This window comes from Mycobacterium sp. THU-M104, assembly GCF_049197365.1.
Classification (GTDB): domain Bacteria; phylum Actinomycetota; class Actinomycetes; order Mycobacteriales; family Mycobacteriaceae; genus Mycobacterium.
The window spans coordinates 1-26310 of the sequence record NZ_JBMIOP010000054.1 but is presented as its reverse complement, the minus strand read 5'-3'; the positions used below and the strand labels follow the sequence as shown (position 1 = coordinate 26310).

The following is a 26310-nucleotide window of genomic DNA, read 5'->3' as shown; positions in this document are numbered from 1 at the left end:
ACTAATGGCAATGGGGTACAACCGATTTCGTACTGCGACGCGTGCGTCAGGTCGTGATGGCTCGCGGAGTGGTGGTCGTGTCGCGGTCGGCGGCGACGATCTGGTACGAGCCGCCGTCGCGCGTCGCGTGGGAGGGACGAGGCCGTGCAAGCGCGGGTAAGAGGACGTCGATACGCCGTCCGGACGACGCGCGCATGCCTCAGTCCTGCCGGCTCGCCTCGATGCGGGCGAGGGCCTCCCGCAGGATCTGGCCGGTGGTTTCCCGGTCGGGGTCGCGGCGCAGCAGCATCCCCTTGGCAACCGAGAGCTTGTCGCCGTCGCGGCGGGGCAGCACGTGCAGGTGGATGTGGAACACGCTCTGGAAGGCGGCGCGGCCGTCGTTGATCGCCATGTTGGTCGCGTCGGCCAATTCGGTGGCGCGCGCCGCGCGGGCGATCCGCTGGCCGAGGGTGGCCATCCCGGCCAACGTCTCCGGCGGGGTGTCGGTGAGGTCGACGCTGTGGCGTTTGGGCAGCACCAGCGTGTGGCCGCGGGTGACCGGGCGAATGTCGAGGATCGCCAGGTAGTCGTCGTCTTCGTGGATCCGGATGGCCGGGGCCCCGGCGGCGACGATGGCACAGAACACGCAGGACATGTCGCCCACGGTACTGGCCGGCTCAGGTGCGCAGCGCGCCGGCGATGGCGTCGATGGCGCGGTCCAGGATCGTGCGGGTGGTCGCGAAGTTCAGCCGGGCGAATCCGGAGGCCACCGAGGGGCCGAACGGGATGCCGGGGGACAACGCCACTTTGGCCCCGGCGAGCAGGTACTCCGCCGGCTCGGCCGCCAGGCCCAGTGCGCGGAAATCCACCCACGAGAGGTAGGTGCCCTCCGGGGCGGTGACCGTCACCCCGGGCACCCGCTCCGGCAGCGTCCGCGCCAGATGGTCGCGGTTGGCCCGCAGATAGGGCAGCAGCTCGTCCAGCCACGGCGCCGCATCCCGGTATGCGGCGATGTTCGCGCGGATGCCGACTGTCGAGGCGCCCATCTTGTGCAGCATGTTGACCCGGTGCCAGTCGTCGGCGTCGCGGGGATTGGACAGGATCGCCTGCGCACACATCAGTCCGGGCAGGTTCCATCCCTTGGAGGCTGATGCCAGTGTGACCACGCTCGCCGCGGCCGCCTCCGACACCGAGGCCGCGGGAACGTGGCGTCGACCGTAGACGAGGGGCCCCCAGATCTCGTCGGCGATCACCCGGGCGCCGTGCGCCGCCGCGATGTCGACGACCGCCCGCAGCTCGTCTTCGGTGTACGCCGTGCCGAGCGGGTTGTTCGGATTGCACAGGATCACCGATCCGGCACCGCGGACGAACGCGGTCTCGAGCGCCTCCAGATCCGGTAGGTACCGCCCCGAATCCTGGCGCACCATCGAGATTTCGATCCGCTGGCGTCCGGTGACCTGCAGGACGTCGAAGAACGGCATGTAGGCAGGCACGGGTAGCACCACCGGGCTCTCGGGCCGGGTGAGGAACTTGACGACGACCTCCATCCCCTTGAGGACGTCGGGGACGACGCGCACCCAGTCGGGCTGTACCTGCCAGCCGTAACGCTGCCGGCACCAGTCGGCGGTCGCCCGCGGCAACGCGTCCTCGGTGAACGGGGGGTAGCCGAACTCCTCGTTCTCCACGCAGCGCCGCACCCCGTCGCGCACGGCGGGTGCCGTGGGATAGTCCATCTCGGCCACCCACAGTGGCAGCACGTCGGGCGCGAAATAATTCCACTTGATCGTGTTGCGGCGTCGGAGTTGTTCCTCGGTCAACGAGTCGAACGTTTGATCCTGCATGGGCCGAATATGCACCACGCCGCCGCGCCCGGCGCCGCCGGCGTCTCGGATCGGCCCGATATGCTGCCACGATGGACGCCCGTGAGCTCGCCTTCGCCGGCGCGGCCGCTCAGGCGCGGATGCTGGCCGACGGCGCTTTGACCGCCCCGGAACTGCTCGAGGTCTACCTCGACCGGATCGCGCGCCTGGACAGCGAATTACGCTGCTACCGCGTGGTGCTGGCCGACAGTGCGCGTGACGAGGCGGCCGTGGCGCAGCAGCGGCTCGACGCCGGTGAGCGGCTGCCGCTGTTGGGGGTGCCGATCGCGGTCAAGGACGATGTCGACGTCGCCGGGGAGGTGACGGCCTACGGCAGCGGCGCCCACGGCCCCGCCGTGACGAGCGACGCGAAGATGGTCCGTCGCCTGCGCGCCGCCGGGGCGGTCATCCTCGGCAAGACGAATGTGCCCGAGCTGATGATGTTTCCCTACACCGAGTCGCTGACCTTCGGGGCCACGCGCAACCCGTGGGACCTCACGCGCACGCCCGGTGGCAGCAGCGGCGGCAGCGCGGCGGCGGTGGCCGCCGGACTGGCCCCGCTGGCGACGGGATCCGACGGCGGCGGCTCCATCCGCATCCCGGCGATCTGGTGCGGCCTGTTCGGTCTCAAACCGCAGCGGGACCGGATCTCCCTGGAGCCGCACGGCAACGCGTGGTACGGGCTGAGCGTCAACGGCCCGCTGGCCCGCTCGGTGCTGGACGCGGCCGTGTTCCTCGAGTCGACGGCCACCGGGTCCGCGGTGCCCGGGCCTGCGGAGCCCGGTGCCGAGGGGGAATTCGTGGCCGCGGCGGGGCGCCACCCAGGCAGGCTGCGAATCGCCTTGAGCACCAAGGTCCCGACGCCGCTGCCCGTGCGGGTCGGGAAGGCCCAGCTGGCGGCGGTCGAGGAGGCCGGCGCGCTGCTGCGCGAGCTCGGTCACGAGGTGATCTACGCCGACCCGGAGTACCCGCCCGTGGCCATCCTGGCGAACTACCTGCCGCGCTACCTGCGCGGCATCAGCGACGACGCGGACGCACTGGCCCACCCGGAGCGCATGGAGGCCCGCACCCGCACCATCGCGCGCCTGGGGTCGCATTTCTCCGACCGGCGGATGGCCGCCCTGCTCGCCGCGGAACCGGCACTGAGCGCCCGGATCCAGTCGATCTTCGACGACGTGGACGTCGTCGTCACACCGGGCAACGCGGCGGGCCCGTCGCGCATCGGCGCCTACCAGCACCGGGGCGCCGTGTCGACGCTGCTGCTGGTGGCGCAGCGGGTCCCCTACCAGCAGATCTGGAACCTGACCGGGCAGCCCGTCGCGGTCGTGCCGTGGGACTTCGACGGCGACCGGCTGCCACTCGCGGTGCAGCTCATCGGCCGGCCGTACGACGAGTCCACGCTGTTGTCGTTGTCCGCGCAGATCGAGGCGGCACGGCCGTGGGCCCACCGCCGGCCGCCGCTGTCATGACGGCGCGGCCCGATGGCGCCGACCCGCTTCGCCCGGCTGCGCCGCGCTCGCGATCGACGCGACAGAGCGCCACGCGGTCAGCTTGACGTCCGGCCGCACGGCATGCGCCGGGCTGGTCGACGGCAGCCGTTCGCAATGCACGTGTTGCGCGGGGGGCGCCAGCCTGCGGTGCAGCGCGGCGGCCTTCGCGCCGTTGAAGTACACCCGCATGATCCGCGGGTGCTCGGCGAAGAATCCGCCGAAGTCGTTGACCACCAAGCTTTTCGACTCGATCGACGAGTCCGCGCTGCCCACGCGACGGCACGCGTGCAGCACGTCCCACAGGGCGACCCCATGGGACCGCAGCGCCGCGAGCCGCGCGTCGTACGACGCCGTCGCATCGAAGCCGAAAAGTCGACTCATGATCGGCCAGAACGCATTTCGTGGGTTGGCGTAGTACTGGCCCGCCGCCAGCGACAGCGCACTCGGGAACGAGCCCAGGATCACCACCGTGGCACGGTCGTCGGCGACCGGGGGCAATCCTTGCAGAAGTGGCGAGGTCATTGTGGACTGTATCTTTGTCGATAGCAGATCTTTGTCCATAACAGCCGCCTTCGTCGGAAGACCGAGCAGTGCAGTCCGTGAAGTTCGCTCGCCGTGCCGTGTTTCCCACACCGGCCTCGCCGTGACCGCGGGGCGGGTGGAACGGCTCGCGATCCGCGCCGGCCGGATGTTCGACGGGTACCGGTTCCGCGACGGCCCGGTGACGGTCGTGGTCGAGGACGGCCGGATCGGCGCCGTCGAGTTTGCGAGCGCCGGCTGCCCGCCGGACACGACGCTCGTCGACCTGGGCGGGGCAGCGCTGTTGCCGGGGCTCATCGACGCGCATATGCACCTGTGCTGGGACCCTGACGGCGATCCCGAGGCCCTGGCCGACACGGCCCACGACGCGCTGGCCGACCGGGCGCAACGGCACGCCGCGGCCGCGCTGAGTGCGGGGATCACCACGCTGCGCGACCTCGGTGACCGCGACTTCGCGACCCTGACGCTGCGCGAGGAATACCGGCGCGGCGCGCAGGTGGGGCCGGAGCTGCTGGTCTCCGGGCCGCCGCTGACCCGCCGCGGCGGGCATTGTTGGTATCTGGGCGGTGAGGCCGCGGACACCGGGGCGCTCGTCGCCGCGGTGCGGGAGCGGGCCGACCGGGGCGTGGACTGGGTGAAGATCATGGCGACCGGCGGTTTCATGACGACCGGGACCGACCCGTGGCGGCCGCAGTACAGCGCCGACGAACTGGCCGCGGTCGTCGACGCCGCGCACCGGGCGGGGTTGCCGGTGACCGCGCACGCGCACGCCACCGCCGGTATCGCGGCCGCGATCGCCGCGGGGGTCGACGGAATCGAGCACTGCACGTTCCTCACCGAGAGCGGTGTCGCCGCCAGCCCGGAGGTCGTCGAGGCGATCGTCGGCCGGGGCGTGTGGTGCGGGATCACGATCGGCCGCGCCCTGCCCGAGATGCCGGAGGACATCAAGGCGCTGATGGAGGGCGTGTGGCGGAACATCCGCCGGCTCATCGACGCCGGCGCCCGCGTCGCCTTCTCGACCGACGCCGGTATCGAGCCCGCCAAAGCCCATGACGTGCTACCCGACGAACTGGCGGAGCTGGTCCGGCACGGCTTCACCACCACGGAGGCACTGACCGGAGCCACCTCCGCCGCCGCCGACAGTTGCGGGCTGGGGCGCCGCAAAGGCCGTATCGCCGCCGGTTATGACGCCGACCTGCTCGCCGTTCCCGCCCGCGTGCAGCAGGACCTCACCGCGCTGCGTGACGTCGAAGCCGTCTGGCGCGCCGGCAGGCGGGTGGCCGGACGTGGGTGAGGGCATCGACGAGCCGGGCATCGGCGCCGACGAGATCCGCGCCACCAACCCCCCGCTGCTGCTGGCCACCCGCCACCTCATCGGCGACGACGGCACCTACGTGTCCGCCCGGGAGATCAGCGAGTGCCACGGCATCGAGTTGACGCTGCTGCAGCGCGTCCAGCGCGCCATCGGCCTGGCCCGGGGGGACGACCCCGATGCCGTCGTACGCATGCGCGCCGACGGTGCAGCCGCCGCGACCGCCCCGCGGTTCGTCGAGTTGGGGCTGGATCCCGAGCACGTCGTGCTCGTCGTCCGCGTACTCGCCGAGGGGCTCTCGCGCCGCCGAGGTGATGCGCTACAGCGCGCTGGCGGCGATCACGCGCCCCGGGCTCACCGAGGTGGAGATCGCAAAGGCGTCAAAGGATCTGGTGAGGCGGGTCGCGCCGGTGCGCTTCGTCAAGTCGATCGGCGACGTGGTGATGTTCGTCTGCCCCGATCCCGCGCCGTTGCTCGATGTCGCCCTGAAGCTCGTCGAGGCCGTCGCGGACACCGGCGCGTTCGACGGGTCGTTTGCGGGCGCGCGCCGGCTCAAGGGCGCCAACTCTTCCGGATTCGCCGGGGGACCGGCTGAGCCATCCCGCCTGGGCAGGCCCGGCGCGACGCCAGGGGCGTGCAACTCCGTCATGCGCGGGTGCTACGCGGCCGGCTGTGTACCCCATCGTCCGGCTCTTTGATTTCGGTCGCTTCCGGGCCTGCTTCCCTTCCGAAAATACGCCGTCCCGGCGCCCAGATCAACGATTTTCCCAGCTCTGAGGCGCCGGGACGTCCCCGGTTCCGCCGACGGCGAATGGTTCGCCGGGCGTATGCCCGAAGGGTGGTTCGACGGCGACCCGACGGTCATCGTCGACCGCGAGGAGATCACGGTCGTCGGGAAGTTGCCGGAATCCGAGGGCGACGCAGACAGCGAGGCCCGCGCGGCCGGCCGGGCGTCGCGGTTCCGGGAGGAAACCCGTTCGGAGCGGATGCGCATCGCCGAGGAGGCGCAGGACCGCTACGGCCGCAAGGTCTCCTGGGGTGTCGAGGTCCCCTCCAAAACCGGGACCGAGCGAATCCTGTTCACGCACATCGCCGTTCCGGTGATGACGCGCCTGAAGCAGCCCGAACGCCGGGTGCTCCACACGTTGGTCGACGCCGGGGTCGCCCGGTCGCGCGCCGACGCCCTCGCCTGGACGGTCCGGCTGGTCGGTGAGCACACCGAGGAGTGGCTCGCCAAACTCCGTGACGCCATGTCGACGGTCGACGACCTGCGCGCGCAGGGGCCGGGCCTGCAGCCGTAAGCCCGGCCCGCGCTGACGAGATCCACCCAGTCGCCGTCATCCCCGTAGGCGAGGAGGGTCAGGCCCGCGTCATCGCGTAGTAGGCGCCCCGTTGTGCCAACAGTTCGGCGTGCTTGCCCTGCTCGACGATGCGGCCGGACTCGACCACCACGATCCGGTCCGCATCGCGGATCGTCGAAAGGCGATGCGCGATGATGAAACTCGTTTTGTCCTGCCGAAGTTCGTGGATCGCCTGCTGGACGAGCGTTTCGGTCCGGGTGTCGACCGAGCTCGTGGCCTCGTCCAGGATCAACAGTTGCGGACGGGCCAGGAATGCCCGCGCGATCGTGATGAGTTGCTTTTCGCCGGAACTGATGTTGCCGCCGTCGCCGCTGACCCGGGTTTGGTAGCCGGCGGGCAGCGTCTGCACGAACCCGTCGACGTAGGCCGCCCTGGCGGCTTGGATCACGTCGTCGCGGCTCGCCTCCGGCCGCCCGTAGGCGATGTTCTCCGCGATCGTCCCGTCGAAGAGCCAGGTGTCCTGCAGCACCATGCCGATTCGCGACCGCAGCGATTGCCGGCTCATCGTGGTGATGTCGACCCCGTCGAGCAGGATCCGGCCGGAATCGACATCATAGAAACGCATCAGCAGATTCACCAGGGTGGTCTTGCCGGCGCCGGTGGGCCCGACGATGGCCACCGTGCTGCCCGGTTCGGCCACCAGTGACAGGTCCTCGATCACCGGGATGCCCTGCAGGTAGGAAAAACTCACATGCTCGAACTCCACGCGACCACCGGGCCGCGCGCCCTGGCCGTTGCGCCGCGACACGGGCCGGGGGTCCGCAGCTTCCTCGGCCTCGTCCAGCAGTTCGAAAACCCGCTCGGCGCTGGCGACACCGGACTGCAGGGTGTTGTACATTCCGGCCATCTGGCTCAGCGGCGAATTGAACTGCCGGACATATTGAATGAAGGCCTGGATGTTGCCGAGGGTGATCTGGCCGATGGCCACCTGCAGACCGCCCACGACGGCGACCGCGACGTAGCCGAGGTTGCCGACGAACGTCGTCGCCGGCGCGACCAGACCCGAGTTGAACTGGGCGCCGACGCCGGCGAGGTGGAGCTCGTCGTTGAGCCGGCGGAACTGCTCGCGTGCCGCGGCGCGGTGGCCGAAGGTCTGGACCACCGTGAAGCCGCTGTAGGTCTCCTCGATGTGGGCATTGAGGAGACCCGTGCTGGCCCACTGGGCCGCGAACAGGCGCTGGGAGCGCCGCGCGATCGCAGCCGTCGCCAACAGCGACAGCGGCACCGTCAGCACTGTGATCACCGTCAGCGTCAGGGAGATCGACACCATCATCGCCAGCACGGTCACCACGGTCAGCGCGGACGTCAACAACTGGCTGAGCGTCATCGCCAGCGACGACTGGAGATTGTCGATGTCGTTGGTGACCCGGCTCAGCAACTCGCCGCGCTGGCGGCCGTCGAAGTAGGCCAGCGGCAGCCGGTGTACCTTGTCCGCGGCATCGGCGCGCAGCGCCACCAGGGTGCGCTGCACGGTGGTGTTGAGCAGCCGGGCCTGCGCCCAGATCAGCAGCGCCGAAACCAGATAAAAAGCCAGGGCCACCGTCAGGGTTCGCCCGACCGCGTCGAAGTCCACGCCCCGGCCGGGCACCACGTTCGCCCCCGAAAGTAGATCGGCGAAGGTGTTGTCGCCGCGGGCCCTAGCTGCGGCAACCGCCTGCGCTTTCGTGATGCCCGCGGGCAGTCGCCGCCCGAGCATCCCGTTGAACAGCAGATCGGTCGCGTGCCCGAGGATCCGCGGGACGATCACCCCGATCGCCGTGCCGGTGACGCCCAACACGATCACCGCGGCGGCCAGTCCTCGTTGCGGCCCAAGCCGTTTGACCAGCCGGGCGGCCGAGCCCCAGAAGTGGGGGGACCGCGCCGCGGGGACGGGAGCCCGGCTGACTGGCGCCGTCACGGCGCGCCCCCCACGTGACCGGATTGCAGGTCGGTCAGCGACTGAGAGTCGGCGAACTCCGCATAGGTCGCACAACCGGCCAGCAGCGAATCGTGGGTGCCCGTACCGACGAGTCGCCCGTCGTCGACGACGATCACCTGGTCGGCCTGGGATGCGGTCGAAATGCGCTGTGTGACAACGATGATGGTGGCTGCGCCAGCTGTATCCCGCAGCGAGGCGCGTACCCGCGCGTCCGTGTGTACGTCGAGCGCGGCGAATGCGTCGTCGAACAGGTACACGGTGGGCCGGCGGATGACGGCGCGGGCGATGGCCAGCCGCTGCCGTTGTCCGCCCGAGAGATTGATTCCCCCCTGCGCGACCCGCATGCCCAGCCCGTCGGAATGTGCTCGCACGAATCCGTCGGCGGCGGCCACCGCCAGCGCGTCCCACATCTGGGCCTCGGTCGCCCCGGCGTTGCCGTAGCGCAGGTTGTCGGCGACCGTCCCGGTGAACAGGTAGCCGCGTTGGGGGACCAGTCCGATCGCCGACCACAGCCGCTCGGTGTCGTAGTCCCGGACGTCGACGTCGTCGATGAGGACGGCGCCGGCGGTCACGTCGTAGAGGCGGCAGATCAGCGACACCAGCGTCGATTTGCCCGATCCGGTGCTGCCGACGATCGCGGTGGTGGTGCCAGGTGTCGCCGTCAGCGAGAAGTCTTGCAACACCGGACGTTCGGCGCCCGGGTAGGTGAACGTCACGCCCGCCACGCGCACGACGCCGGTGATGCCCGCCGGGGGGAACTTCGGGCTGGGCGGGTTGGTAACGGCGGGGCGCGTGGACAGCACCTCGGTGATGCGTTCGGCGCACACCGTCGCCCGCGGCAGCACCACCAGCGTCATGGTCGCCATCAGCACCGCCATCAGGATCTGGGTGAAGTAGGCCAGGAACGCCGTCAGCGCGCCCACCTGCATCTGGCCCCGGTCGATGCGCAGGCCGCCGAACCAGATGAGCGCGACGCTGGAGGAGTTGATGGTCAGCGTGGTCACCGGCAGCATCAGCGCCTGCCAATTGCCCACGCTCAGCGCGGTGTTCGACAGCGCGGCATTGGCGCGGGCGAACCGTGCGCGCTCGAAGCCCTCGCGGGCGAACGCGCGCACCACTCGCACACCGGAGAGCTGGTCGCGCATCACCCGGTTGATTCCGTCGATCAGGCGCTGCATCCCGCGCAGCAGCGGCAGCATGTGCGACATGATCCAGTAGTTGGCGATCGCCATGACCGGGACGCTGATCAGCAGCAACCACGTCAGCGCGGACTCCTGGGTGATCGCCATGGCGATCCCGCCGACGCACATGATCGGCGCGGTGACCAGCACGGTGCCCGAGATCTGCACCAGGTACTGGATCTGCCGGACGTCGTTGGTGCTGCGGGTCAGCAGCGTCGGCGCGCCGAAACGCGCGGTTTCGCGCTCGGAGAAGGTCGTGACGTGGTTGAACACCGCCTCGCGCAGGTCGCGCCCGAAGCCCATTCCGGTGCGGGACCCGACGTAGGTCGCCCCGACCGCGCACAGCACCTGCAAACCGGTGACGGAAAGCATCACCAGGCCGAGTCTGATGATGGTCGCGGTATCGCCCGTGGACACGCCGTCGTCGATGATCGCGGCATTGACCGTCGGCAGGTACAGCGACGCCAGCGTGGTGGCGATCTGCAGCGTCATCAGCACCGCGACCAGCCGGCGGTACGGCCGGATGTACTGGCGCAGCAGTGCCAGGAGCATGGGGTAACTCTCGCATACGCGTCGCGCCGCGCGGCTAAGCACGGGCACGATCGGGAGAATGGAAATGCCTGCTCAGCTGGCGCGCCGGTGGTTGGCTCGCGGGGGTGCCGCTACAGTGCATCGTGTGGAGCATCGTGTGGACGAGCAGCAGGCCGAGGAAATGCGGAGTAGCGGTGCGGCGTAAGCGGGCGACCCTGGCCATCGCCGCGGCGGCCTTGACTGTCCTGATCCTCGCGGTTTCGGCGTGCTCAAGTTCAGGCGGCAACAAACCGGGTGCGACGGCGCCCTCGGCGCCGGGAAGCGCCGATGGCCACCACGGCCCGATGTTCCCGCAGTGCGGTGGCATCAGCGATCAGACGATGGCGGACCTGACGAAGATGACCGGATTGGTCAACACCGCACGCAACTCGGTGGGGTGCCAGTGGTTGGCCGGCGGCGGAATCCTCGGCCCGCACTTTTCCTTCTCCTGGTATCGCGGCAGCCCCATCGGCCGGGAACGCAAGACCGAGGAACTTTCGCGTGCCAGCGTCGACGACATCAACATCGACGGCCACGGCGGCTTCATCGCCGTCGGCAACGAACCCAACCTCGGCGATTCGCTGTGCGAGGTCGGTATCCAGTTCCAGGACGACTTCATCGAATGGTCGATCAGCTTCAGCCAGAAGCCGTTCCCGCCGCCCTGCGACATCGCCCGCGAGCTCACCCGTCAGTCGATTGCGAATTCCAAATGACCGCCAAAACAGGAGTGCGAGTCGGCGTGACCGTGTTGGTCGCCGCGGTGCTGGCGTTGACGGGTTGCTCGAGGTCGGTGGGCGGCACCGCCGTCAAGGCCGGTTCGGGCAGCGTGCCGCGCAACAACAATTCCCAGCAGCAGTACCCGAACCTGCTCAAGGAATGTGAGGTGCTGACCACCGACATCCTGGCCAAGACGGTCGGTGCCGATCCGCTCGACATCCAGAGCACATTCGTCGGCGCGATCTGCCGGTGGCAGGCGGCCAACCCGGCCGGCCTGATCGACATCACCCGGTTCTGGTTCGAGCAGGGCAGCCTGAGCAACGAGCGAAAGGTCGCCGAATTCCTGAAGTACAAGGTCGAGAGCCGCAACATCGCGGGGATCGATTCGATCGTGATGCGCCCGGACGACCCCAACGGCGCGTGCGGGGTCGCCAGCGACGCGGCCGGGGTGGTCGGCTGGTGGATCAATCCCCAGGCGCCGGGCATCGACGCGTGCGGACAGGCCATCAAGCTCATGGAGCTGACGCTGGCCACCAACTCCTAGCGCGGCGACGATGCGGCCCGCGCTGCGGGCCGAGGAGGAGTCGTGCGATCGGGCTCAGCGCGGCGACGATGCGGCCCGCGCTGCGGGCCGAGGAGGAGTCGTGCCATCGGGCTCAGCGCGGAACCTCGAAACCGACCAGCGCGGCTCCGCCCGGCTCCAGGTCCTCCCATCCACACGGCACGGCGAACACGGCGATCGCCGACGTCGGGAACTTCGCCGCGATGCGCTCGGCGACGGCGAGGTCGGTGTCGTCGGCGCCGGCCAGCACCAGTGCCAGGTTGGACATCGTCGGTTCGTGCCCGACGACGAGCAGGGTCTTCACCTCGTCGTCCACCGTGTTGATCTCCTCGATGACGGCACCTGGGGCGGCGCCGTAGAGTTGCTCGGCGTAACGCGTCGGGGCGTCGATACCCGTACGCGCCAGGGTCTGCCGTGCACGGGTCGCCGTCGAGCACAACACCGAATCGACGGTTGGCGCGTTGGCGCGCAGCCAGTCACCGGCCAGCGCCGCTTCGCGGATGCCGCGGTCGGCCAGGGGCCGGTCGTGGTCGGCCACCCCGGCGGGGTAGTCGGATTTCGCGTGCCGCAGCAGCAGCAACGTGCGCTGTCCGTTCATCGGCATCACGGTAATCAATGGGTCACGAGGGGCGCTATGCCGCGCCGCCACGACTTCCACGGCGAATGGAACTACACACTCACCCCGCAACGCCCCCACAGCCCACCCTAAATCAGCGTGTGGGGGCTAGAAGTTTGGCAGTGGCGCCAACGTCCCACTCAGTTCACCCGCCAACACCGTCAGGATCTCGGAGCACCCGCCTTCGATCTTGAGAGTGGCCAGGTCGTCACCGCGGGTGCGTCCGCGGTTGAGAATGGCTACCGGAATACCCAGCCCAACAGCGTGCCGCACAAACCGGTAACCGGAGAACACGGTCAGCGACGAACCGGCGACCAGCAGCGCATCGGCGTGATCGACCAGCGAATAGGCGCGGGTGAGGACCCCTTTGGGCACGCTCTCACCGAAATAGACGATGTCGGGTTTGAGCATTCCTGCGCAGCGCGGGCAGTCCAGGTAGCGGAACGCGCCGGTGTCGGCGACGATCGCGTCGGCGTCGGGAGCCATCTCCAGGCCGTCGAGCACCTCGGTGCTCGACGGATAGCCGGGGTTGAGTGCCTCGAGTTCGTCGGCCAGTGCGGCGCGACTCATGGTGTAGCCGCAGTCCAGACAGACCACCTGCGCGTACGTGCCGTGCAGATCGACCACGTTGACGCTGCCGGCCTTGGTGTGCAGCAGGTCGACGTTCTGGGTGATCACGCCGCTCACGACGGCCGCGCGCTCCAGCGCGGCCAGCGCCCGGTGCCCGGCGTTGGGCGCGGTGGCAGCCATGTGGCGCCAGCCGAGGTGGTTGCGGGCCCAGTAGCGCTGCCGAAAGGACGGATCCGACGTGAACTGGCGGATGGTCATCGGGTTGCTCGGCGGCGAATCCGGGCCCCGGTAGTCGGGAACACCGGAATCGGTGGAAAGCCCTGCGCCCGTGAGCACGGCGACGTGGCGACCGGCCAACAGCGCCACCAGTTCCGGCGATTCTGGGCAGGCGACCACCTACCCGAGGGTAGCGACCCGGACGGGGGTTCGTTGCTCCTATCGACATCAGACAGCAGTGTCACGCAGGGAACAGCGTTCGGGGGACAACGTCTACCCGGCAAACCGCTGCCGACATCGCCTGGGCGACAATGGGGGGCGATGGATTTCTACAACAGCTACAGCCAGGGCTTCGTCCGCGTCGCCGCGTGTACCCACCACACCACGCTGGCCGATCCGGCCGCGAACGCCGCGTCGGTGGTGCGGCTGGCCCGCCAGTGCCACGACGACGGGGTCGCGCTGGCCGTCTTCCCCGAGCTGACGCTGTCCGGCTACTCCATCGAGGACATCCTGCTGCAGGACACGCTGCTCGGTGACGTCGAAGGCGCGCTCGCCGAGCTCGTCGCGGCCTCGACCGATCTGTTGCCCGTGCTGGTGGTCGGTGCCCCGCTGCGGCACCGGCATCGCATCTACAACGCCGCGGTGGTGATCCACCGCGGTGTCGTGCTCGGCGTGGCGCCCAAGTCCTACCTGCCCACCTACCGGGAGTTCTACGAGCGTCGCCAGATCGCGCCCGGTGACGGCGAGCGCGGCAGCATCCGCATCGGCGGCCCTTCCGGCTCGATCGAGGCCCCGTTCGGCCCCGACCTGCTGTTCGCGGCGACGGATTTGCCCGGCTTCGTGCTGCACGTCGAAATCTGCGAGGACATGTTCGTGCCGATTCCGCCGAGTGCGGAGGCGGCCCTGGCGGGGGCGACGGTGCTGGCCAACCTGTCCGGCAGCCCGATCACGATCGGGCGCGCCGAGGACCGTGGCCTGCTGGCGCGTTCGGCGTCGTCCCGGTGCCTGGCCGCCTACGTCTACGCCGCCGCGGGCGAGGGCGAATCGACCACGGACCTGGCCTGGGACGGCCAGACCATGGTGTGGGAGAACGGGGTGCTGCTGGCCTCCTCCGAACGGTTCCCGAAGGGGGAGCGGCGCAGCGTCGCCGATGTCGACACCGAGCTGCTGCGCTCCGAACGGCTGCGCATGGGGACGTTCGACGACAACCGGCGCCGCCACCGCGCGTCGACGGAGTCGTTCCGGCGCATCGAGTTCCGGCTTGATCCGCCGGGCGGCGACATCGGCCTGTGCCGCGAGGTCGAGCGCTTTCCGTTCGTCCCCGCCGATGCGCAACGGCTGCAACAGGATTGCTACGAGGCCTACAACATCCAGGTGGCCGGGCTCGAACAGCGGCTGCGGGCCCTGGACTACCCGAAGATCGTCATCGGGATCTCCGGCGGCCTGGACTCGACACATGCGTTGATCGTCGCCGCGCGCGCGATGGACCGCGAGCAACGCCCGCGCGGCGACATCCTGGCCTACACGCTGCCGGGGTTCGCGACGGGGGACCGCACCAAGCGCAACGCGATCGAGCTGTGCCGCGCGCTGGGCGTCACCTTCTCCGAAATCGACATCCGCGACACCGCTGCACTGATGCTCAAGGAGATCGATCACCCGTTCGCGCGCGGCGAGAAGGTGTACGACGTCACCTTCGAGAACGTGCAGGCCGGGTTGCGCACCGACTACCTGTTCCGGCTCGCCAACCAGCGGGGTGGGATCGTGCTGGGCACCGGTGATCTGTCCGAACTGGCGCTGGGCTGGTCGACCTACGGTGTCGGCGACCAGATGTCGCACTACAACGTCAACGCCGGTGTCCCCAAGACGCTGATCCAGCACTTGATCCGCTGGGTGATCTCCACCGGTGAGTTCGAGGCCGGGGTAGGCGAGGTGCTGCAGTCGGTGCTCGACACCGAGATCACTCCGGAGTTGGTGCCCAGCGGAGAAGAAGAGCTGCAGAGCAGCGAGGCCAAAGTAGGACCGTATGCGCTGCAGGACTTTTCACTGTTTCATGTGCTGCGCTACGGTTTCCGTCCGTCGAAGGTCGCGTTCCTGGCCTGGCACGCGTGGCACGACCCCGACCGCGGCAGCTGGCCGCCGGGATTTCCCGAAGACACGCGGCCTGCATACTCGCTGAAGGAGATTCGGCACTGGCTTCAGGTTTTCGTGCAGCGGTTCTACTCGTTCAGTCAGTTCAAGCGGTCCGCCCTGCCGAACGGCCCGAAGGTGTCCTACGGCGGGGCGCTCTCGCCGCGGGGGGATTGGCGGGCCCCGTCGGACATGTCGGCGCGCATCTGGCTGGACGAGATCCAACGCGAGGTACCCGCGGAGTAGGCCGCGGGAGTTCAGCGCTCGTAGGTGCCGGTGAGCCCGCCGGCTAACGTTTCGGCCCGCGCAGGGCCGCGTCGATCGCCTCGGCGCGTGGCGCGCAGTCGCCGGCGCCGGGCACCAGGGTCGCCAGCGCTCCCGCCGTGCAGGCGCGGCGCAACGCGTGCAGTCGCTGTGTTTTCAGCGCCGGGTCCGCTCCCCGCCCCGGCGGCCAGGTCGCCGCGAGCACCCCGGCGAAGACGTCGCCGGCCCCGGTGGTGTCCACCGCGGCGACCGTGGGGGCGGGTACGGTGAACTCTCCGTCGGCGCCGACGTAGCGGATGCCGCGGGCGCCCAGAGTGATCACCAGATGGCTTGGCCGCCAGGGCCATTGATTGGCCTCGCCTTCGTTGGCGATCAGCACGTCGGCCAATGCCGCCAGTTCGGCCAATGCGCCGTCCTGCCGCCCGGCCGGCGAGGCGTTGACCAGGACGACCGCCCCGGCCGAACGGGCTTGCCGCGCCGCCGCCAGCGCCGCCGGGACCGGAATCTCCAACTGGGTCAACAGCACGTCGCAGTCGGCGATCACTGCGCGTGCCGCATCCTCGGACGGGGAAAGTCGCCCGTTGGCGCCCGGCGAAACCACGATGGTGTTCTCGGCGCCGGCGTCGACCACGATGATCGCCATGCCGCTCGGCCCGGGGACGGCGACGGTCCCGTCCAGCCCGACGCCGTTGGCCTTCAGGTGCGTCCGCAGTTGTCCGGCGGCGTCGTCCTCGCCGAGCGCACCGACGAACTGCACCTGCGCGCCCGCCCGGGCCGCGGCGATCGCCTGGTTGCCGCCCTTGCCGCCGGGCCCCTGGCTCGACGACGACGCCAGCACGGTCTCGCCCGGTCGTGGAAGCGCGTCGACGCCCAACGTCACATCCATGTTGACGCTGCCGACCACACACACCCGTGCCATTCCTGCGACGGTAGTCCCGCCGGCGTGGGACGCCGGCGGGACGTGCGCCGTCCCTTCACTTGTGGGCGGCGCTTTGCGGCAATCGCCGATATCCGGGGGTTCGCGCGTTACTCTGCTGCCTTAGCGGAGCCGAATCCTGCAGGAGAAAGGCGGAGAGGCGATTGACATCGAGCGGGGTACATGACGCCGGGCCGACCTCTGGACCGGGCAGGCAAACGAGACGCAGGAAGGGCGGAGAGAAGCACCGGGCCGCCGCCGGTGGATCGGCTTCGCCTGACATGACACGCAAGAGCCGCCGGCTGTTGCCGTGGCGCCGCTTCCGGTTCGGTATTCAGTCCAAGATCTTGGTGGCGCTGTTGCTGTCGAGCATCCTGGGGGTGTCGGTGATCGGTTTCATCGGGGCTCTCTCCGGCCGCGCCGCCCTACGGCAGGTCGAATCCGAGCGGTTGATCGAATTGCTTCAGTCCCAAAAACGCGCGGTGGAGTCCCTGTTCCGGGAAGCGGCGAATTCACTCATTGTCTACAGCGGCGGTTTCAGCTTCAACGAGGCGACAACGGCGTTCACGGACGGCTTCGCGCAATTGGCCGATGCGACGATCACCCCGGCCCAGCAGCAGGTGATCGTCAGCTATTACGACAACGAGATGATCAAACCCATCAAGCAGACCACCGGCGACACCATCGACATCAACGCGGTGCTGCCGAGTTCCAATGCACAGAAGTACCTGCAGGCCTACTACACCGCACCGCCGCGGCCCGCCGCCGACGCGCTGCCCGTCGAGAACGCCGGCGACGGCAGCGCCTGGTCGGCGGACAACGCGCGCTTCGACTTCTACATCCGCGGCATCGTCACGCGTTTCGACTTCCCGGACGCGCTTCTGCTGGACCTGCAGGGCAACGTCGTCTACAGCGTCCGCAAGGGTCCCGACCTCGGGACCAACATCCTCACCGGCCCTTATCGCGAATCGAAACTGCGGGAGGCCTACCAAAAAGCATTGGCCTCCAACGATGTCGACTTCGTCTGGATCACCGACTTTCAGCAGTATCAGCCGCACCTTGACCTTCCCACGGCGTGGGTGGTCTCGCCGGTGGGCATGAACGGAAAGGTCGAAGGGGTCCTGGCGCTGCCGGTGCCGATCGCCAAGCTCAACAAGACCATGACCGCCAACGGGCATTGGCAAGCCGCGGGCATGGGCGCGGCGACCGAGACGTATCTGGCGGGCCCGGACAACCTGATGCGCTCCGATTCGCGGACCTTTCTGCAAGATCCGCAGGAATACCGGCGCGACGCCATCAACGCCGGCACTCCGCCCGACGTGGTGGACCGGGCGATCCATTTGCACACCACGGTCCTGGTGCAGCCGGTTCCGGGCGCGGGGCTTCGGGCCGCCCAGCGCGGTGAGACCGGGGTGATCAGCGCCACCGACTACACGGGCAACCGCGAGCTGCAGGCCTACGCGCCCTTGAACGTTGCGCACTCCGATCTGCACTGGTCGGTTCTGGCGACGCGCGACACCTCGGACGCCTTCGCCCGGTTGGGACGGTTCAGCAAGACCGTGGTGATCGCCGTGACGGCCATGATCTTCGCCATCTGCGTCGCCTCGATGCTGGTTGCCAGGCTGGCGGTGCAGCCGATCCGCCGCCTGGACAGCGGCACGCGCAAGATCAGTTCCGGCGACTACGACGTGAACATCCCGGTCAAGTCGCGCGATGAATTCGGCGACCTGACCGCGGCGTTCAACGAGATGAGCCGCAATCTCGCGATCAAGGAGGAGTTGCTCAATGAGCAGCGCCGCGAGAACGACCGCCTGTTGCTGGCGTTGATGCCCGAGTCCGCGGTGCAGCGGTATCGCGACGGGGAGGAGACGATAGCGGCGAAACACCAGGATGTCGCGATCATCTACGCCGACATCGTCGGCCTCGACGAACTCTCCAACACTGTTCCGGAGGGCGAATTGGTGGGGATCGTCAACGACCTGTTCCGCCAGTTCGACTCCGCTGCTGAATCGCTCGGCGTCGAACGGATTCGCACTGTGCACAATGGTTACCTCGCCAGCTGCGGGCTCGTCACTCCGCGTTTGGACAGCATCCACCGCAGTATCGACTTCGCGCTCGAGATCGGCCGCATCATCGACCGGTTCAACAACCAAAGCGAGCACAAGCTGGCGCTGCGGATCGGAGTCAACACCGGCAACGTCGTCAGCGGGCTGGTGGGCCGCTCCAGCCTCGTCTATGACATGTGGGGCGGTGCCGTCAGTTTGGCCCATCAAATGCACAGCGGCGCACCGCAACCCGGAATCTATGTCAGCTCCCAGGTGTACGAGGCGATGCGGGACATGCGGCAGTTCGCTCCGGCCGGGACGATCCCGGTCGGCGGAACAGATCAGGCGATCTACCGATTGTCGGAGCGGTGATGAACGCTTTCGAATCGTCGTGGTTCTACTGGGCGGTCGGGATCGCGGTTGGCCTGCCTCTCGGGTTGATCATTCTCACCGAGGCGCGCGACGCGCTCGTCCGGCGGAACAACCGACTCGCGGGGCCGGTGAGCGTGTTGCGCGACTACCTGGTGCCGCTCGGTGCGCTGCTACTGCTGCTGGTCCAGGCCGCGCAGGTGCCGGCCGGGAACATCCCGGTGCGAATACTCGCCACGGTGTTCGGGTTCTTGGTGCTGGTTCTGGTGCTCTCGGGGCTCAACGCGACCGTGTTCGAGGGCGCGCCCGAAAAAAGCTGGCGCAAAAGGATGCCCGCCATCTTCCTGGACGTGGCCCGCATCGCCGTGATCGGCGCTGGTTTGGCGGTGATGTTGTCCTACATCTGGGGTGTGCGGGTCGGCGGACTGTTCGCCGCTCTGGGCGTCACCTCGGTCGTCATCGGACTGATGTTGCAGAACTCCGTCGGCCAGATCGTGTCCGGGCTGTTCATGCTTTTCGAGCAACCTTTCCGGATCGACGAGTGGCTGGATACCGGGACGGCGCGGGGACGCGTTGTCGAGGTGAATTGGCGCGCCGTGCACATCGACACCGGCAGCGGAATGCGGGTGACGCCGAACTCGGTGCTGGCCACCACCGCGTTCACGAATCTCAGCCGCCCGCCCGGCACGCACAGGATCGAGTTCACCACGACGTTTTCCAACGCCGATCCGCCGGATCGGGTGTGCGCGTTGCTGTCGAGGGTTGCCCGCGCGTTGCCGCAGTGCAAGCCGGGCGTGCTGCCCCGTTCGGTACCGCTTGGTTCCGCCGAATACCGCACGACCATCGGGCTCGCCTCGCCGGCCGACGCGGCGGCCGCGGAGGCGACGTTCCTGCGCTGGATCTGGTACGCCGCGCGGCGAGCCGGGTTGCACCTCGACGACGCCGACGAGGTGTTTTCGACGACCGAACGTGTGGCGCATGCATTGCGCACCGTGGTGGCGCCGGCGTTGCGGCTCGACGCCGAGGAACAGCGGTCGCTGCAGTCGTGCGCGCGGATCGTCCGGTACGGCGCCGAGGAGATCGTGGAATACGCCGGTGAGGTGCCGACGGGCATGACGTTCCTGGTGGCCGGGCGCGTACAGATGACCGTCACCGCCGACGACGGGACGGTCGTGCCGATCGGCACCCTGGTCGAGGGTTCGTTTTTGGGCCTGACGGCGCTGACCCGGCAGCCGAACCTCGCCAGCGCGTATGCGCTGGACGAGGTGACCGCGCTCGAGATCGATCGCGAGCACATCGAGCAGGCGGTGATGCGTGAACCGTTGCTGTTGAAGAACTTCGGCCACATCCTCGACGAGCGCCAGACCAGAGCGCGGCAGGTTCGGTGCGGCGAGCGGGTGGGGTGAGACTCGTGGGCAGACACGGGCCGCCGCAGCCGGTGATCCGGGTGACCGATACCCTTGTCCAATGAGTCTGCGAGCACCGTCGTGCCCCGACTTGCGCCGCGAAGTCCACGACGCCGCGCGCCGCGGCCGGGTCGCGGCGCGGGCGCTCGCGGTGTTGCCGACGGTCGCCAAGGACGCCGCGCTGCGGTCCGCGGCCACGGCGATGGTGGCGCACACCGCGTCGATCCTTGCGGCCAACGCCGAAGACCTCGACGCCGCGCGGGCCACCGGCACGCCGCCCGCGATGCTCGACCGGCTCGCGCTGGATGCCAAGCGCATCGAGGGAATCTCCGCGGGACTGCGTCAGGTTGCGGGCCTGGCAGACCCGGTCGGTGAGGTGCTGCGCGGATACACCTTGCCCAACGGGCTGCATCTGCGCCAGCAGCGGGTGCCGCTGGGCGTCATCGGCATGATCTATGAGGGCCGGCCCAACGTCACCGTCGACGCCTTCGGCCTGGCGCTCAAGTCCGGCAACGCCGTGCTGCTGCGCGGCAGCTCGTCGGCGGCCAGGTCCAACCAGGCGCTCGTCGACGTGCTGCGGGCTTCGCTGGTCAGCGAAGACCTGCCGGCCGACGCCGTCCAGCTGCTCCCGGCCACCGACCGGTCGACGGTCACGCATCTGATCCAGGCGCGCGGCCTGGTCGACGTGGTGATCCCGCGCGGGGGCGCCGGCCTGATCGACGCGGTCGTCCGCGACGCGCAGGTGCCCACCATCGAGACCGGCGTCGGCAACTGCCACGTCTACGTGCACGATGGCGCCGATCTGGACGTGGCGGAACGGATTCTGCTGAACTCCAAGACCCGGCGCCCCAGCGTGTGCAACGCCGCGGAGACGCTGCTGGTGGACGCGGCGATCGCCGCCGACGCGGTGCCCAGGTTGGTGGCCGCCCTGCAGGACGCCGGGGTGAGGGTGCATGGGGGTCTGACCGAAAACGCGGGTGAGGAGAACCTGCGCCGTGAATTCCTGTCGATGGACATCGCGCTCGCGGTGGTCGACGGCGTCGACGCCGCCATCGCCCACATCAACGAGTACGGCACTGGACACACCGAGGCCATCGTCACCACCAATATGGCTGCGGCACAGCGCTTTACCGAGGGGGTCGATGCAGCCGCCGTCATGGTCAACGCTTCGACGGCGTTCACCGACGGCGAGCAGTTCGGTTTCGGTGCCGAGATCGGCATCTCCACCCAGAAGCTGCATGCCCGGGGACCCATGGGGCTGCCGGAGTTGACCTCGACCAAGTGGATCGCGTGGGGGGACGGCCAGATCCGCCCGGCCTGACCTGCCACCGAAACTGCTTGAGGAGAATGCGACTGTGAGCGTGCCCGCCCGCCCCATACCGCTGTTCGCCGACATCGAGGACGTGTCGCGGCGGTTGACCCAGACCGGTTACCTGCCCGACACCGCCACCGCGACGGCGGTGTTCCTGGCAGACCGGCTCGGCAAGCCGTTGCTGGTGGAGGGTCCCGCCGGCGTCGGCAAGACCGAACTTGCCCGCGCCGTCGCGCAGGCCACGGGGGCGGGACTGGTCCGTCTGCAGTGCTACGAGGGGGTCGACGAGGCGCGCGCGCTCTACGAGTGGAACCACGCCAAGCAGATCCTGCGCATCCAGGCCGCGCACGGCTCGAATTCCGGCTCCGCCGGGGGCAGCGACTGGGACCAGACCAAGGACGATGTGTTCAGCGAGGAATTCCTGTTGTCGCGTCCGCTGCTGACCGCCATCCGGCGCACCGAGCCGACGGTGTTGCTGATCGACGAGACCGACAAGGCCGACATCGAGATCGAGGGCCTGCTGCTGGAGGTGCTCTCCGACTTTGCGGTGACGGTCCCCGAGTTGGGCACGATCACCGCCGAGCGGGCGCCGCTCGTCGTGCTGACGTCCAACGCCACCCGCGAACTGTCGGAGGCGCTCAAGCGGCGGTGCCTTTTTCTGCACATCGACTTTCCCAGCCCCGACCTGGAGCGCCGGATACTGTTGTCCAGGGTCCCCGAGCTGCCCGGACACCTCGCCGAGGAACTGGTGCGCATCATCGGTGTGCTGCGCGGCATGCAGCTCAAGAAGGTGCCGTCGATCGCCGAGACGATCGACTGGGGCCGCACGCTGCTGGCGCTGGGCCTGGACACCATCGACGACGCCGTCGTCGCCGCCACGCTCGGCGTGGTCCTCAAACACCAATCCGACCAGCAGCGCGCGAGCGGGGAGCTGAGGCTCAACTGATGGGGCTGAACTAATGGGGCTGCACTGATGGCTGCGCGCCGCATCCGACCCACCCGGCCACTGGCCCCGCACGGGCTGCCCGGCCATCTGGTCGGGTTCGTGGAAGCTCTTCGCGGGGCCGGTATTTCGGTGGGTCCGTCGGAGACGGTCGATGCCGGCCGGGTGATGGCCACCCTCGGGCTGACCGACCGGGAGGTGTTGCGCGAGGGCATCGCCTGCGCCGTGCTGCGCCGTCCCGACCACCGCGAGACCTTCGAGGCCATGTTCGACCTGTGGTTCCCGGCGGCGCTGGGGGCGCGCGCAGTGGTCTCGGAGAGCGACGCCGCCGGCGCCGGCGACGACGACTCGTTGCCGCCCGACGACGTCGAGGCGATGCGCCAGATGCTGCTGGAGATGCTCACCGAAAACCCGGATCTCGCCGATATGGACGAGCGCCTCGTCGCGATGGTCTCCCGCATCGTCGAGGCCTACGGCAAGTACAGCTCCAGCCGTGGCCCGGCGTTCTCTTCCTACCAGGCGCTCAAGGCGATGGCGCTCGACGAGCTTGAGGGCAAGCTGCTCGCCGGGCTGCTCGCTCCGTACGGCGACCAACCCACCCCCACCCAGGAGCAGATTGCCAAGGCTCTCGCTGCGCAGCGAATCACGCAGCTGCGCAAGCTGGTCGACGCTGAGACCAAGCGGCGCACCGCCGAGCAGCTGGGCCGAGACCACGTCCAGACCTACGGAATTCCGCAGCTTTCGGAGAACGTCGAGTTCCTGCGCGCCTCCGGGGAACAACTGCGCCAGATGCAGCGGGTGGTGGCACCTTTGGCGCGCACGTTGGCGACGCGGCTGGCGGCCCGCCGGCGCCGCGCCCGCTCCGGGACAATCGACTTGCGCAAGACGTTGCGCAAGTCGATGTCGACCGGCGGCGTCCCGATCGATGTGGTGCTGGCCAAACCTCGCCCGGCGCGTCCGGAACTGGTTGTGCTGTGCGATGTCTCGGGCTCGGTTGCCGGGTTCAGCCACTTCACGTTGCTGCTGGTAGATGCTCTGCGCCAGCAGTTCTCGCGCGTGCGGGTGTTCGCCTTCATCGACACCACCGACGAGGTGACGCACATGTTCGGTCCAGAGGCCGACTTGGCCGTGGCCATCCAGCGGGTCACCCGGGAGGCCGGCGTGTACAGCCGTGACGGCCATTCGGACTACGGCAACGCTTTCGTGTCGTTCCTGCAGGCTTTTCCCACTGCGCTGTCGCCGCGCAGTTCACTGCTGGTGCTCGGCGACGGCCGCACCAACTACCGCGACCCGGCCATCGGCGTGCTGTCCGACATGGTGACCGCCAGCCGGCACGCGCACTGGCTCAACCCCGAGCCCAGACATCTGTGGGGCAGCGGGGACTCCGCGGTGCCGCGTTACCAAGAAGTGATCACGATGCACGAGTGCCGGTCGGCCAAGCAACTGGCCACGGTGATCGACCAGCTGCTGCCCGTGTGATCCGGGCAGCCCCGCCATGCGTGGCTCGCCCCGGCTCGCCCCGCGAGCGTCACGCCAGCGTGACGATGGGCGCTCACCGTCACGCTGGCGTGACGTTCGCCGTGGGGTCCCGACGCGTTACTCAAGTAAGCTGGCAAACCGTGCAAAAGCAGCTTCGCAGGCTGGGAGTGATGGGTGGGACGTTCGATCCCATCCATTATGGCCACCTGGTTGCCGCCAGCGAGGTCGCCGACCTGTTCGACCTCGACGAAGTGGTGTTCGTGCCCAGCGGCCAGCCCTGGCAGAAGGGCCGGCCGGTGTCGGCCGCCGAGGACCGCTACCTGATGACCGTGATCGCGACCGCGTCCAATCCCCGGTTCTCGGTGAGCCGGGTCGACATCGACCGCGCCGGCCCCACCTACACCAGGGACACGCTTCGCGACCTGCACGCGGACAACCCGGATGCCCGGCTGTATTTCATCACCGGCGCCGACGCGCTGGCTTCCATCGTGTCGTGGCGAGGTTGGGAGGAGGCCTTCGACCTGGCCCACTTCGTCGGCGTCAGCCGTCCCGGCTATGAGCTGCAGGGTGAGCACATCACCGGCGTGCTGGGCGAGCTGGCCGCCGACGCGCTCACCCTCGTGGAGATCCCGGCGCTGGCGATCTCGTCGACCGATTGCCGCCGGCGGGCCGCCCAGGCGCGCCCGCTGTGGTACCTGATGCCCGACGGCGTCGTGCAGTACGTCTCCAAGCGCCGGCTCTACTGCGGGAACGAACAGGCCGGGCTGGCCATGGGGAACGACGCATGAGTGCCACGCAGGAAGCCATCGACATGGCGACGGTGGCCGCCGGTGCGGCCGCCGCCAAACTCGCCGACGACGTCATCGTGATCGACGTCTCCGGCCAGCTGGTCATCACGGACTGCTTCGTCATCGCATCGGCGTCAAACGAACGGCAGGTCAACGCCATCGTCGACGAGGTCGAGGAGAAGATGCGCCGGGCCGGCTACAAGCCGGCGCGCCGCGAGGGAACCCGGGAGGGCCGCTGGACTCTGCTGGACTACCGCGACATCGTCGTGCACATCCAGCATCAGGACGACCGCGACTTCTACGCGCTGGACCGGCTGTGGGGCGACTGCCCGGTGGTGCCAATGGACCTGTCGGCGGAATCGGTGGATCCGCAATGAGAATCCGTCGCCTGGTGATGTTGCGGCACGGCCAGACCGCGTACAACCGCGGCAGCCGGATGCAGGGTCAGCTGGACACGCAGCTCAGTGAGCTGGGCCGGGCGCAGGCGGTCGCCGCCGCCGAGGCGCTGGGCAAGCAGCAGCCGCTGCTGATCGTCTCCTCGGACCTGCGCCGCGCCTACGACACGGCGACGACGCTGGGGGAGCGGGCCGGCGTGGCCGTCCGGGTTGACGAACGGCTGCGCGAGACTCGTCTCGGGGACTGGCAGGGCTTGACGCACGCCCAGATCGACGCCGAGGCCCCGGGGGCCCGGCTGGCGTGGCGCGAAAACGCCACCTGGGCGCCGCACGGCGGGGAAAGCCGGGTGGATGTGGCCGCGCGCAGCCTGCCGCTGGTCATCGAGCTGGTCAGGGGCAACCCGGAGTGGGGTGACCCCCACCAGCCGGATCGGCCGGTGGTTCTCGTCGCCCACGGCGGGTTGATCGCCGCGCTGTCGGCCGCGCTGCTGAAGCTGCCGGTCGGCAACTGGCCGATCCTGGGCGGCATGGGCAACGCGAGCTGGGTGCAACTGTCCGGCCACTCCCGCGGCGAAGACGACGGATTCGACGCCGTCGGCTGGCGGCTGGATGTCTGGAACGCTTCGGCGCAGGTGTTCGGCGATGTCCTCTGAGGCGCGTCCCACGCTACTGGTGTTCGCCGACTCCCTGGCCTACTACGGGCCCACCGGGGGGCTGCCCGCCGACGACCCGCGGATCTGGCCCAATCTCGTTGCCGCACAGCTCGGCTGGGATGTGGAGCTGATCGGCCGGATCGGCTGGACCTGCCGCGACATCTGGTGGGCGGCCACGCAGGACCCGCGCGCGTGGGCGGCACTGCCCAGGGCTGGTGCGGTGATCTTCGCGACCGGCGGGATGGATTCGTTGCCGTCGGTGCTGCCGACGGCGCTGCGCGAGCTGATCCGCTACCTGCGCCCGTCGTGGCTGCGGCGCTGGGTGCGCGACGGGTACGGCTGGGTGCAGCCCAGGCTCTCGCCGGTGGCCAGGCCCGCGCTGCCCCCGCACCTGAGTGCCGACTATCTCGAACAGACCCGCGCTGCAATCGATTTCAACCGCCCGGGCATCCCGATTGTGGCCTCGCTGCCGTCGGTGCACATCGCCGAGTCCTACGGGAAGACGCACCGCGGCCGTCCGGGCACCGTGGCGGCGATCACCGAATGGGCGCAGATCCACGGTGTTCCGCTGGCGGATCTGGGGGCCGCCGTAGCCGAACAGATCATGAGCGGCCGGGGCAATCCCGACGGAATCCACTGGAATTTCGAAGCTCACCAGGAGGTCGCCGAGCTGATGCTCAAGGCGCTGGCCGAAGCCTTGCAGAAGGCTCACGTGGCGGCCG

Annotated in this window: 23 protein-coding genes and 1 pseudogene; 16 read left to right on the top strand and 8 right to left on the bottom strand. The window is 69.1% G+C overall.

The window, feature by feature from the left end; translation table 11 throughout:
* Nucleotides 1–199: 199 nt before the first annotated feature.
* Together ACOJVU_RS05800 and ACOJVU_RS05795 are read right to left on the bottom strand one after the other, a co-directional pair.
* Nucleotides 200–634 carry an HIT family protein gene (locus ACOJVU_RS05800; RefSeq protein WP_421528900.1) on the bottom strand — a complete coding sequence of 145 codons (435 nt, stop codon included), beginning with the start codon at nt 632–634 and terminating at the stop codon, nt 200–202.
* A 22-nt stretch (nt 635–656) separates the two neighbouring features.
* Nucleotides 657–1820, bottom strand: a complete 1164-nt coding sequence (locus ACOJVU_RS05795; protein WP_421528899.1) for a MalY/PatB family protein — start codon at nt 1818–1820, stop codon at nt 657–659.
* A gap of 71 nt (nt 1821–1891) precedes the next feature.
* Between ACOJVU_RS05795 and ACOJVU_RS05790 the strand changes: the two genes are divergently transcribed.
* Nucleotides 1892–3307, top strand: a complete 1416-nt coding sequence (locus tag ACOJVU_RS05790; protein ID WP_421528898.1) for an amidase — start codon at nt 1892–1894, stop codon at nt 3305–3307.
* Here the strand turns inward: ACOJVU_RS05790 and ACOJVU_RS05785 are convergent.
* Nucleotides 3302–3850 carry a DNA-deoxyinosine glycosylase gene (locus ACOJVU_RS05785; RefSeq protein WP_421528897.1) on the bottom strand — a complete coding sequence of 183 codons (549 nt, stop codon included), beginning with the start codon at nt 3848–3850 and terminating at the stop codon, nt 3302–3304. The two genes, ACOJVU_RS05790 and ACOJVU_RS05785, sit on opposite strands and share 6 nt — an antisense overlap.
* Before the next feature lie 166 nt (nt 3851–4016).
* Between ACOJVU_RS05785 and ACOJVU_RS05780 the strand changes: the two genes are divergently transcribed.
* From ACOJVU_RS05780 to ACOJVU_RS05770, 3 genes and pseudogenes are all read left to right on the top strand, one after another.
* Nucleotides 4017–5162: an amidohydrolase family protein gene (locus ACOJVU_RS05780; RefSeq protein WP_421528904.1), complete on the top strand. Its 1146-nt coding sequence runs from the start codon at nt 4017–4019 to the stop codon at nt 5160–5162.
* Between the two features lie 10 nt (nt 5163–5172).
* A pseudogene (locus ACOJVU_RS05775) lies at nt 5173–5815 on the top strand (adenylate cyclase regulatory domain-containing protein); the annotation flags it as partial.
* A gap of 192 nt (nt 5816–6007) precedes the next feature.
* The gene (locus ACOJVU_RS05770; RefSeq protein ID WP_421528896.1) at nt 6008–6481 is read left to right on the top strand and encodes a hypothetical protein; all 474 of its coding nucleotides are present in this window, start codon (nt 6008–6010) and stop codon (nt 6479–6481) included.
* Between the two features lie 58 nt (nt 6482–6539).
* On the opposite strand, the gene ACOJVU_RS05765 is transcribed toward ACOJVU_RS05770, so the two are convergent.
* Together ACOJVU_RS05765 and ACOJVU_RS05760 are read right to left on the bottom strand one after the other, a co-directional pair.
* Nucleotides 6540–8438 carry an ABC transporter ATP-binding protein gene (locus ACOJVU_RS05765; RefSeq protein WP_421528895.1) on the bottom strand — a complete coding sequence of 633 codons (1899 nt, stop codon included), beginning with the start codon at nt 8436–8438 and terminating at the stop codon, nt 6540–6542.
* A complete protein-coding gene (locus ACOJVU_RS05760) occupies nt 8435–10192 on the bottom strand; it encodes an ABC transporter ATP-binding protein (protein WP_421528894.1) in 1758 nt (585 codons plus the stop codon). The genes ACOJVU_RS05765 and ACOJVU_RS05760 overlap by 4 nt, the downstream gene beginning before the upstream one ends.
* 173 nt (nt 10193–10365) lie before the next feature.
* Here ACOJVU_RS05760 and ACOJVU_RS05755 point away from each other — a divergent pair, with 173 nt between their 5' ends.
* The gene (locus tag ACOJVU_RS05755; RefSeq protein WP_421528893.1) at nt 10366–10923 is read left to right on the top strand and encodes a DUF3558 domain-containing protein; all 558 of its coding nucleotides are present in this window, start codon (nt 10366–10368) and stop codon (nt 10921–10923) included.
* The gene (locus ACOJVU_RS05750; protein WP_421528892.1) at nt 10920–11471 is read left to right on the top strand and encodes a DUF3558 domain-containing protein; all 552 of its coding nucleotides are present in this window, start codon (nt 10920–10922) and stop codon (nt 11469–11471) included. Before ACOJVU_RS05755 ends, ACOJVU_RS05750 begins: the two co-directional genes overlap by 4 nt.
* A 112-nt stretch (nt 11472–11583) precedes the next feature.
* On the opposite strand, the gene ACOJVU_RS05745 is transcribed toward ACOJVU_RS05750, so the two are convergent.
* Together ACOJVU_RS05745 and ACOJVU_RS05740 are read right to left on the bottom strand one after the other, a co-directional pair.
* Complete coding sequence (locus tag ACOJVU_RS05745) at nt 11584–12087, bottom strand: SixA phosphatase family protein (RefSeq protein WP_421528891.1); 504 nt, start codon at nt 12085–12087, stop codon at nt 11584–11586.
* A gap of 126 nt (nt 12088–12213) precedes the next feature.
* Nucleotides 12214–13071, bottom strand: coding sequence for a Sir2 family NAD-dependent protein deacetylase (locus ACOJVU_RS05740; RefSeq protein WP_421528890.1), 858 nt, complete (start codon nt 13069–13071; stop codon nt 12214–12216).
* Between the two features lie 141 nt (nt 13072–13212).
* Here ACOJVU_RS05740 and ACOJVU_RS05735 point away from each other — a divergent pair, with 141 nt between their 5' ends.
* A complete protein-coding gene (locus tag ACOJVU_RS05735; protein ID WP_421528889.1) occupies nt 13213–15264 on the top strand; it encodes an NAD(+) synthase in 2052 nt (683 codons plus the stop codon).
* 43 nt (nt 15265–15307) lie between these two features.
* Here the strand turns inward: ACOJVU_RS05735 and ACOJVU_RS05730 are convergent, their stop codons facing one another.
* Complete coding sequence (locus tag ACOJVU_RS05730) at nt 15308–16201, bottom strand: ribokinase (protein WP_421528888.1); 894 nt, start codon at nt 16199–16201, stop codon at nt 15308–15310.
* Between the two features lie 278 nt (nt 16202–16479).
* On the opposite strand from ACOJVU_RS05730, the gene ACOJVU_RS05725 reads away from it, so the two are divergent.
* The 9 genes from ACOJVU_RS05725 to octT all read left to right on the top strand — a co-directional run.
* Nucleotides 16480–18615 carry an adenylate/guanylate cyclase domain-containing protein gene (locus tag ACOJVU_RS05725; RefSeq protein ID WP_421528887.1) on the top strand — a complete coding sequence of 712 codons (2136 nt, stop codon included), beginning with the start codon at nt 16480–16482 and terminating at the stop codon, nt 18613–18615.
* Nucleotides 18615–20018 carry a mechanosensitive ion channel domain-containing protein gene (locus ACOJVU_RS05720; RefSeq protein WP_421528886.1) on the top strand — a complete coding sequence of 468 codons (1404 nt, stop codon included), beginning with the start codon at nt 18615–18617 and terminating at the stop codon, nt 20016–20018. The genes ACOJVU_RS05725 and ACOJVU_RS05720 overlap by 1 nt, the downstream gene beginning before the upstream one ends.
* Before the next feature lie 61 nt (nt 20019–20079).
* Complete coding sequence (locus ACOJVU_RS05715) at nt 20080–21339, top strand: glutamate-5-semialdehyde dehydrogenase (RefSeq protein WP_421528885.1); 1260 nt, start codon at nt 20080–20082, stop codon at nt 21337–21339.
* Nucleotides 21340–21373: 34 nt separating this feature from the next.
* Nucleotides 21374–22276: an AAA family ATPase gene (locus ACOJVU_RS05710; protein ID WP_421528884.1), complete on the top strand. Its 903-nt coding sequence runs from the start codon at nt 21374–21376 to the stop codon at nt 22274–22276.
* 27 nt (nt 22277–22303) lie between these two features.
* On the top strand, nt 22304–23752 hold the full coding sequence (locus tag ACOJVU_RS05705) for a vWA domain-containing protein (protein WP_421528883.1): 1449 nt from the start codon (nt 22304–22306) through the stop codon (nt 23750–23752).
* 140 nt (nt 23753–23892) lie between these two features.
* Nucleotides 23893–24540, top strand: coding sequence for a nicotinate-nucleotide adenylyltransferase (gene nadD / locus ACOJVU_RS05700; RefSeq protein ID WP_421528882.1), 648 nt, complete (start codon nt 23893–23895; stop codon nt 24538–24540).
* Nucleotides 24537–24917: a ribosome silencing factor gene (gene rsfS, locus ACOJVU_RS05695; RefSeq protein ID WP_421528881.1), complete on the top strand. Its 381-nt coding sequence runs from the start codon at nt 24537–24539 to the stop codon at nt 24915–24917. The genes nadD and rsfS overlap by 4 nt, the downstream gene beginning before the upstream one ends.
* The gene (gene gpgP / locus ACOJVU_RS05690; protein WP_421528880.1) at nt 24914–25588 is read left to right on the top strand and encodes a glucosyl-3-phosphoglycerate phosphatase; all 675 of its coding nucleotides are present in this window, start codon (nt 24914–24916) and stop codon (nt 25586–25588) included. Before rsfS ends, gpgP begins: the two co-directional genes overlap by 4 nt.
* Nucleotides 25578–26310: diglucosylglycerate octanoyltransferase (gene octT / locus ACOJVU_RS05685; RefSeq protein WP_421528879.1), on the top strand; the 733-nt coding region annotated here is incomplete at its 3' end. The genes gpgP and octT, both read left to right, overlap by 11 nt.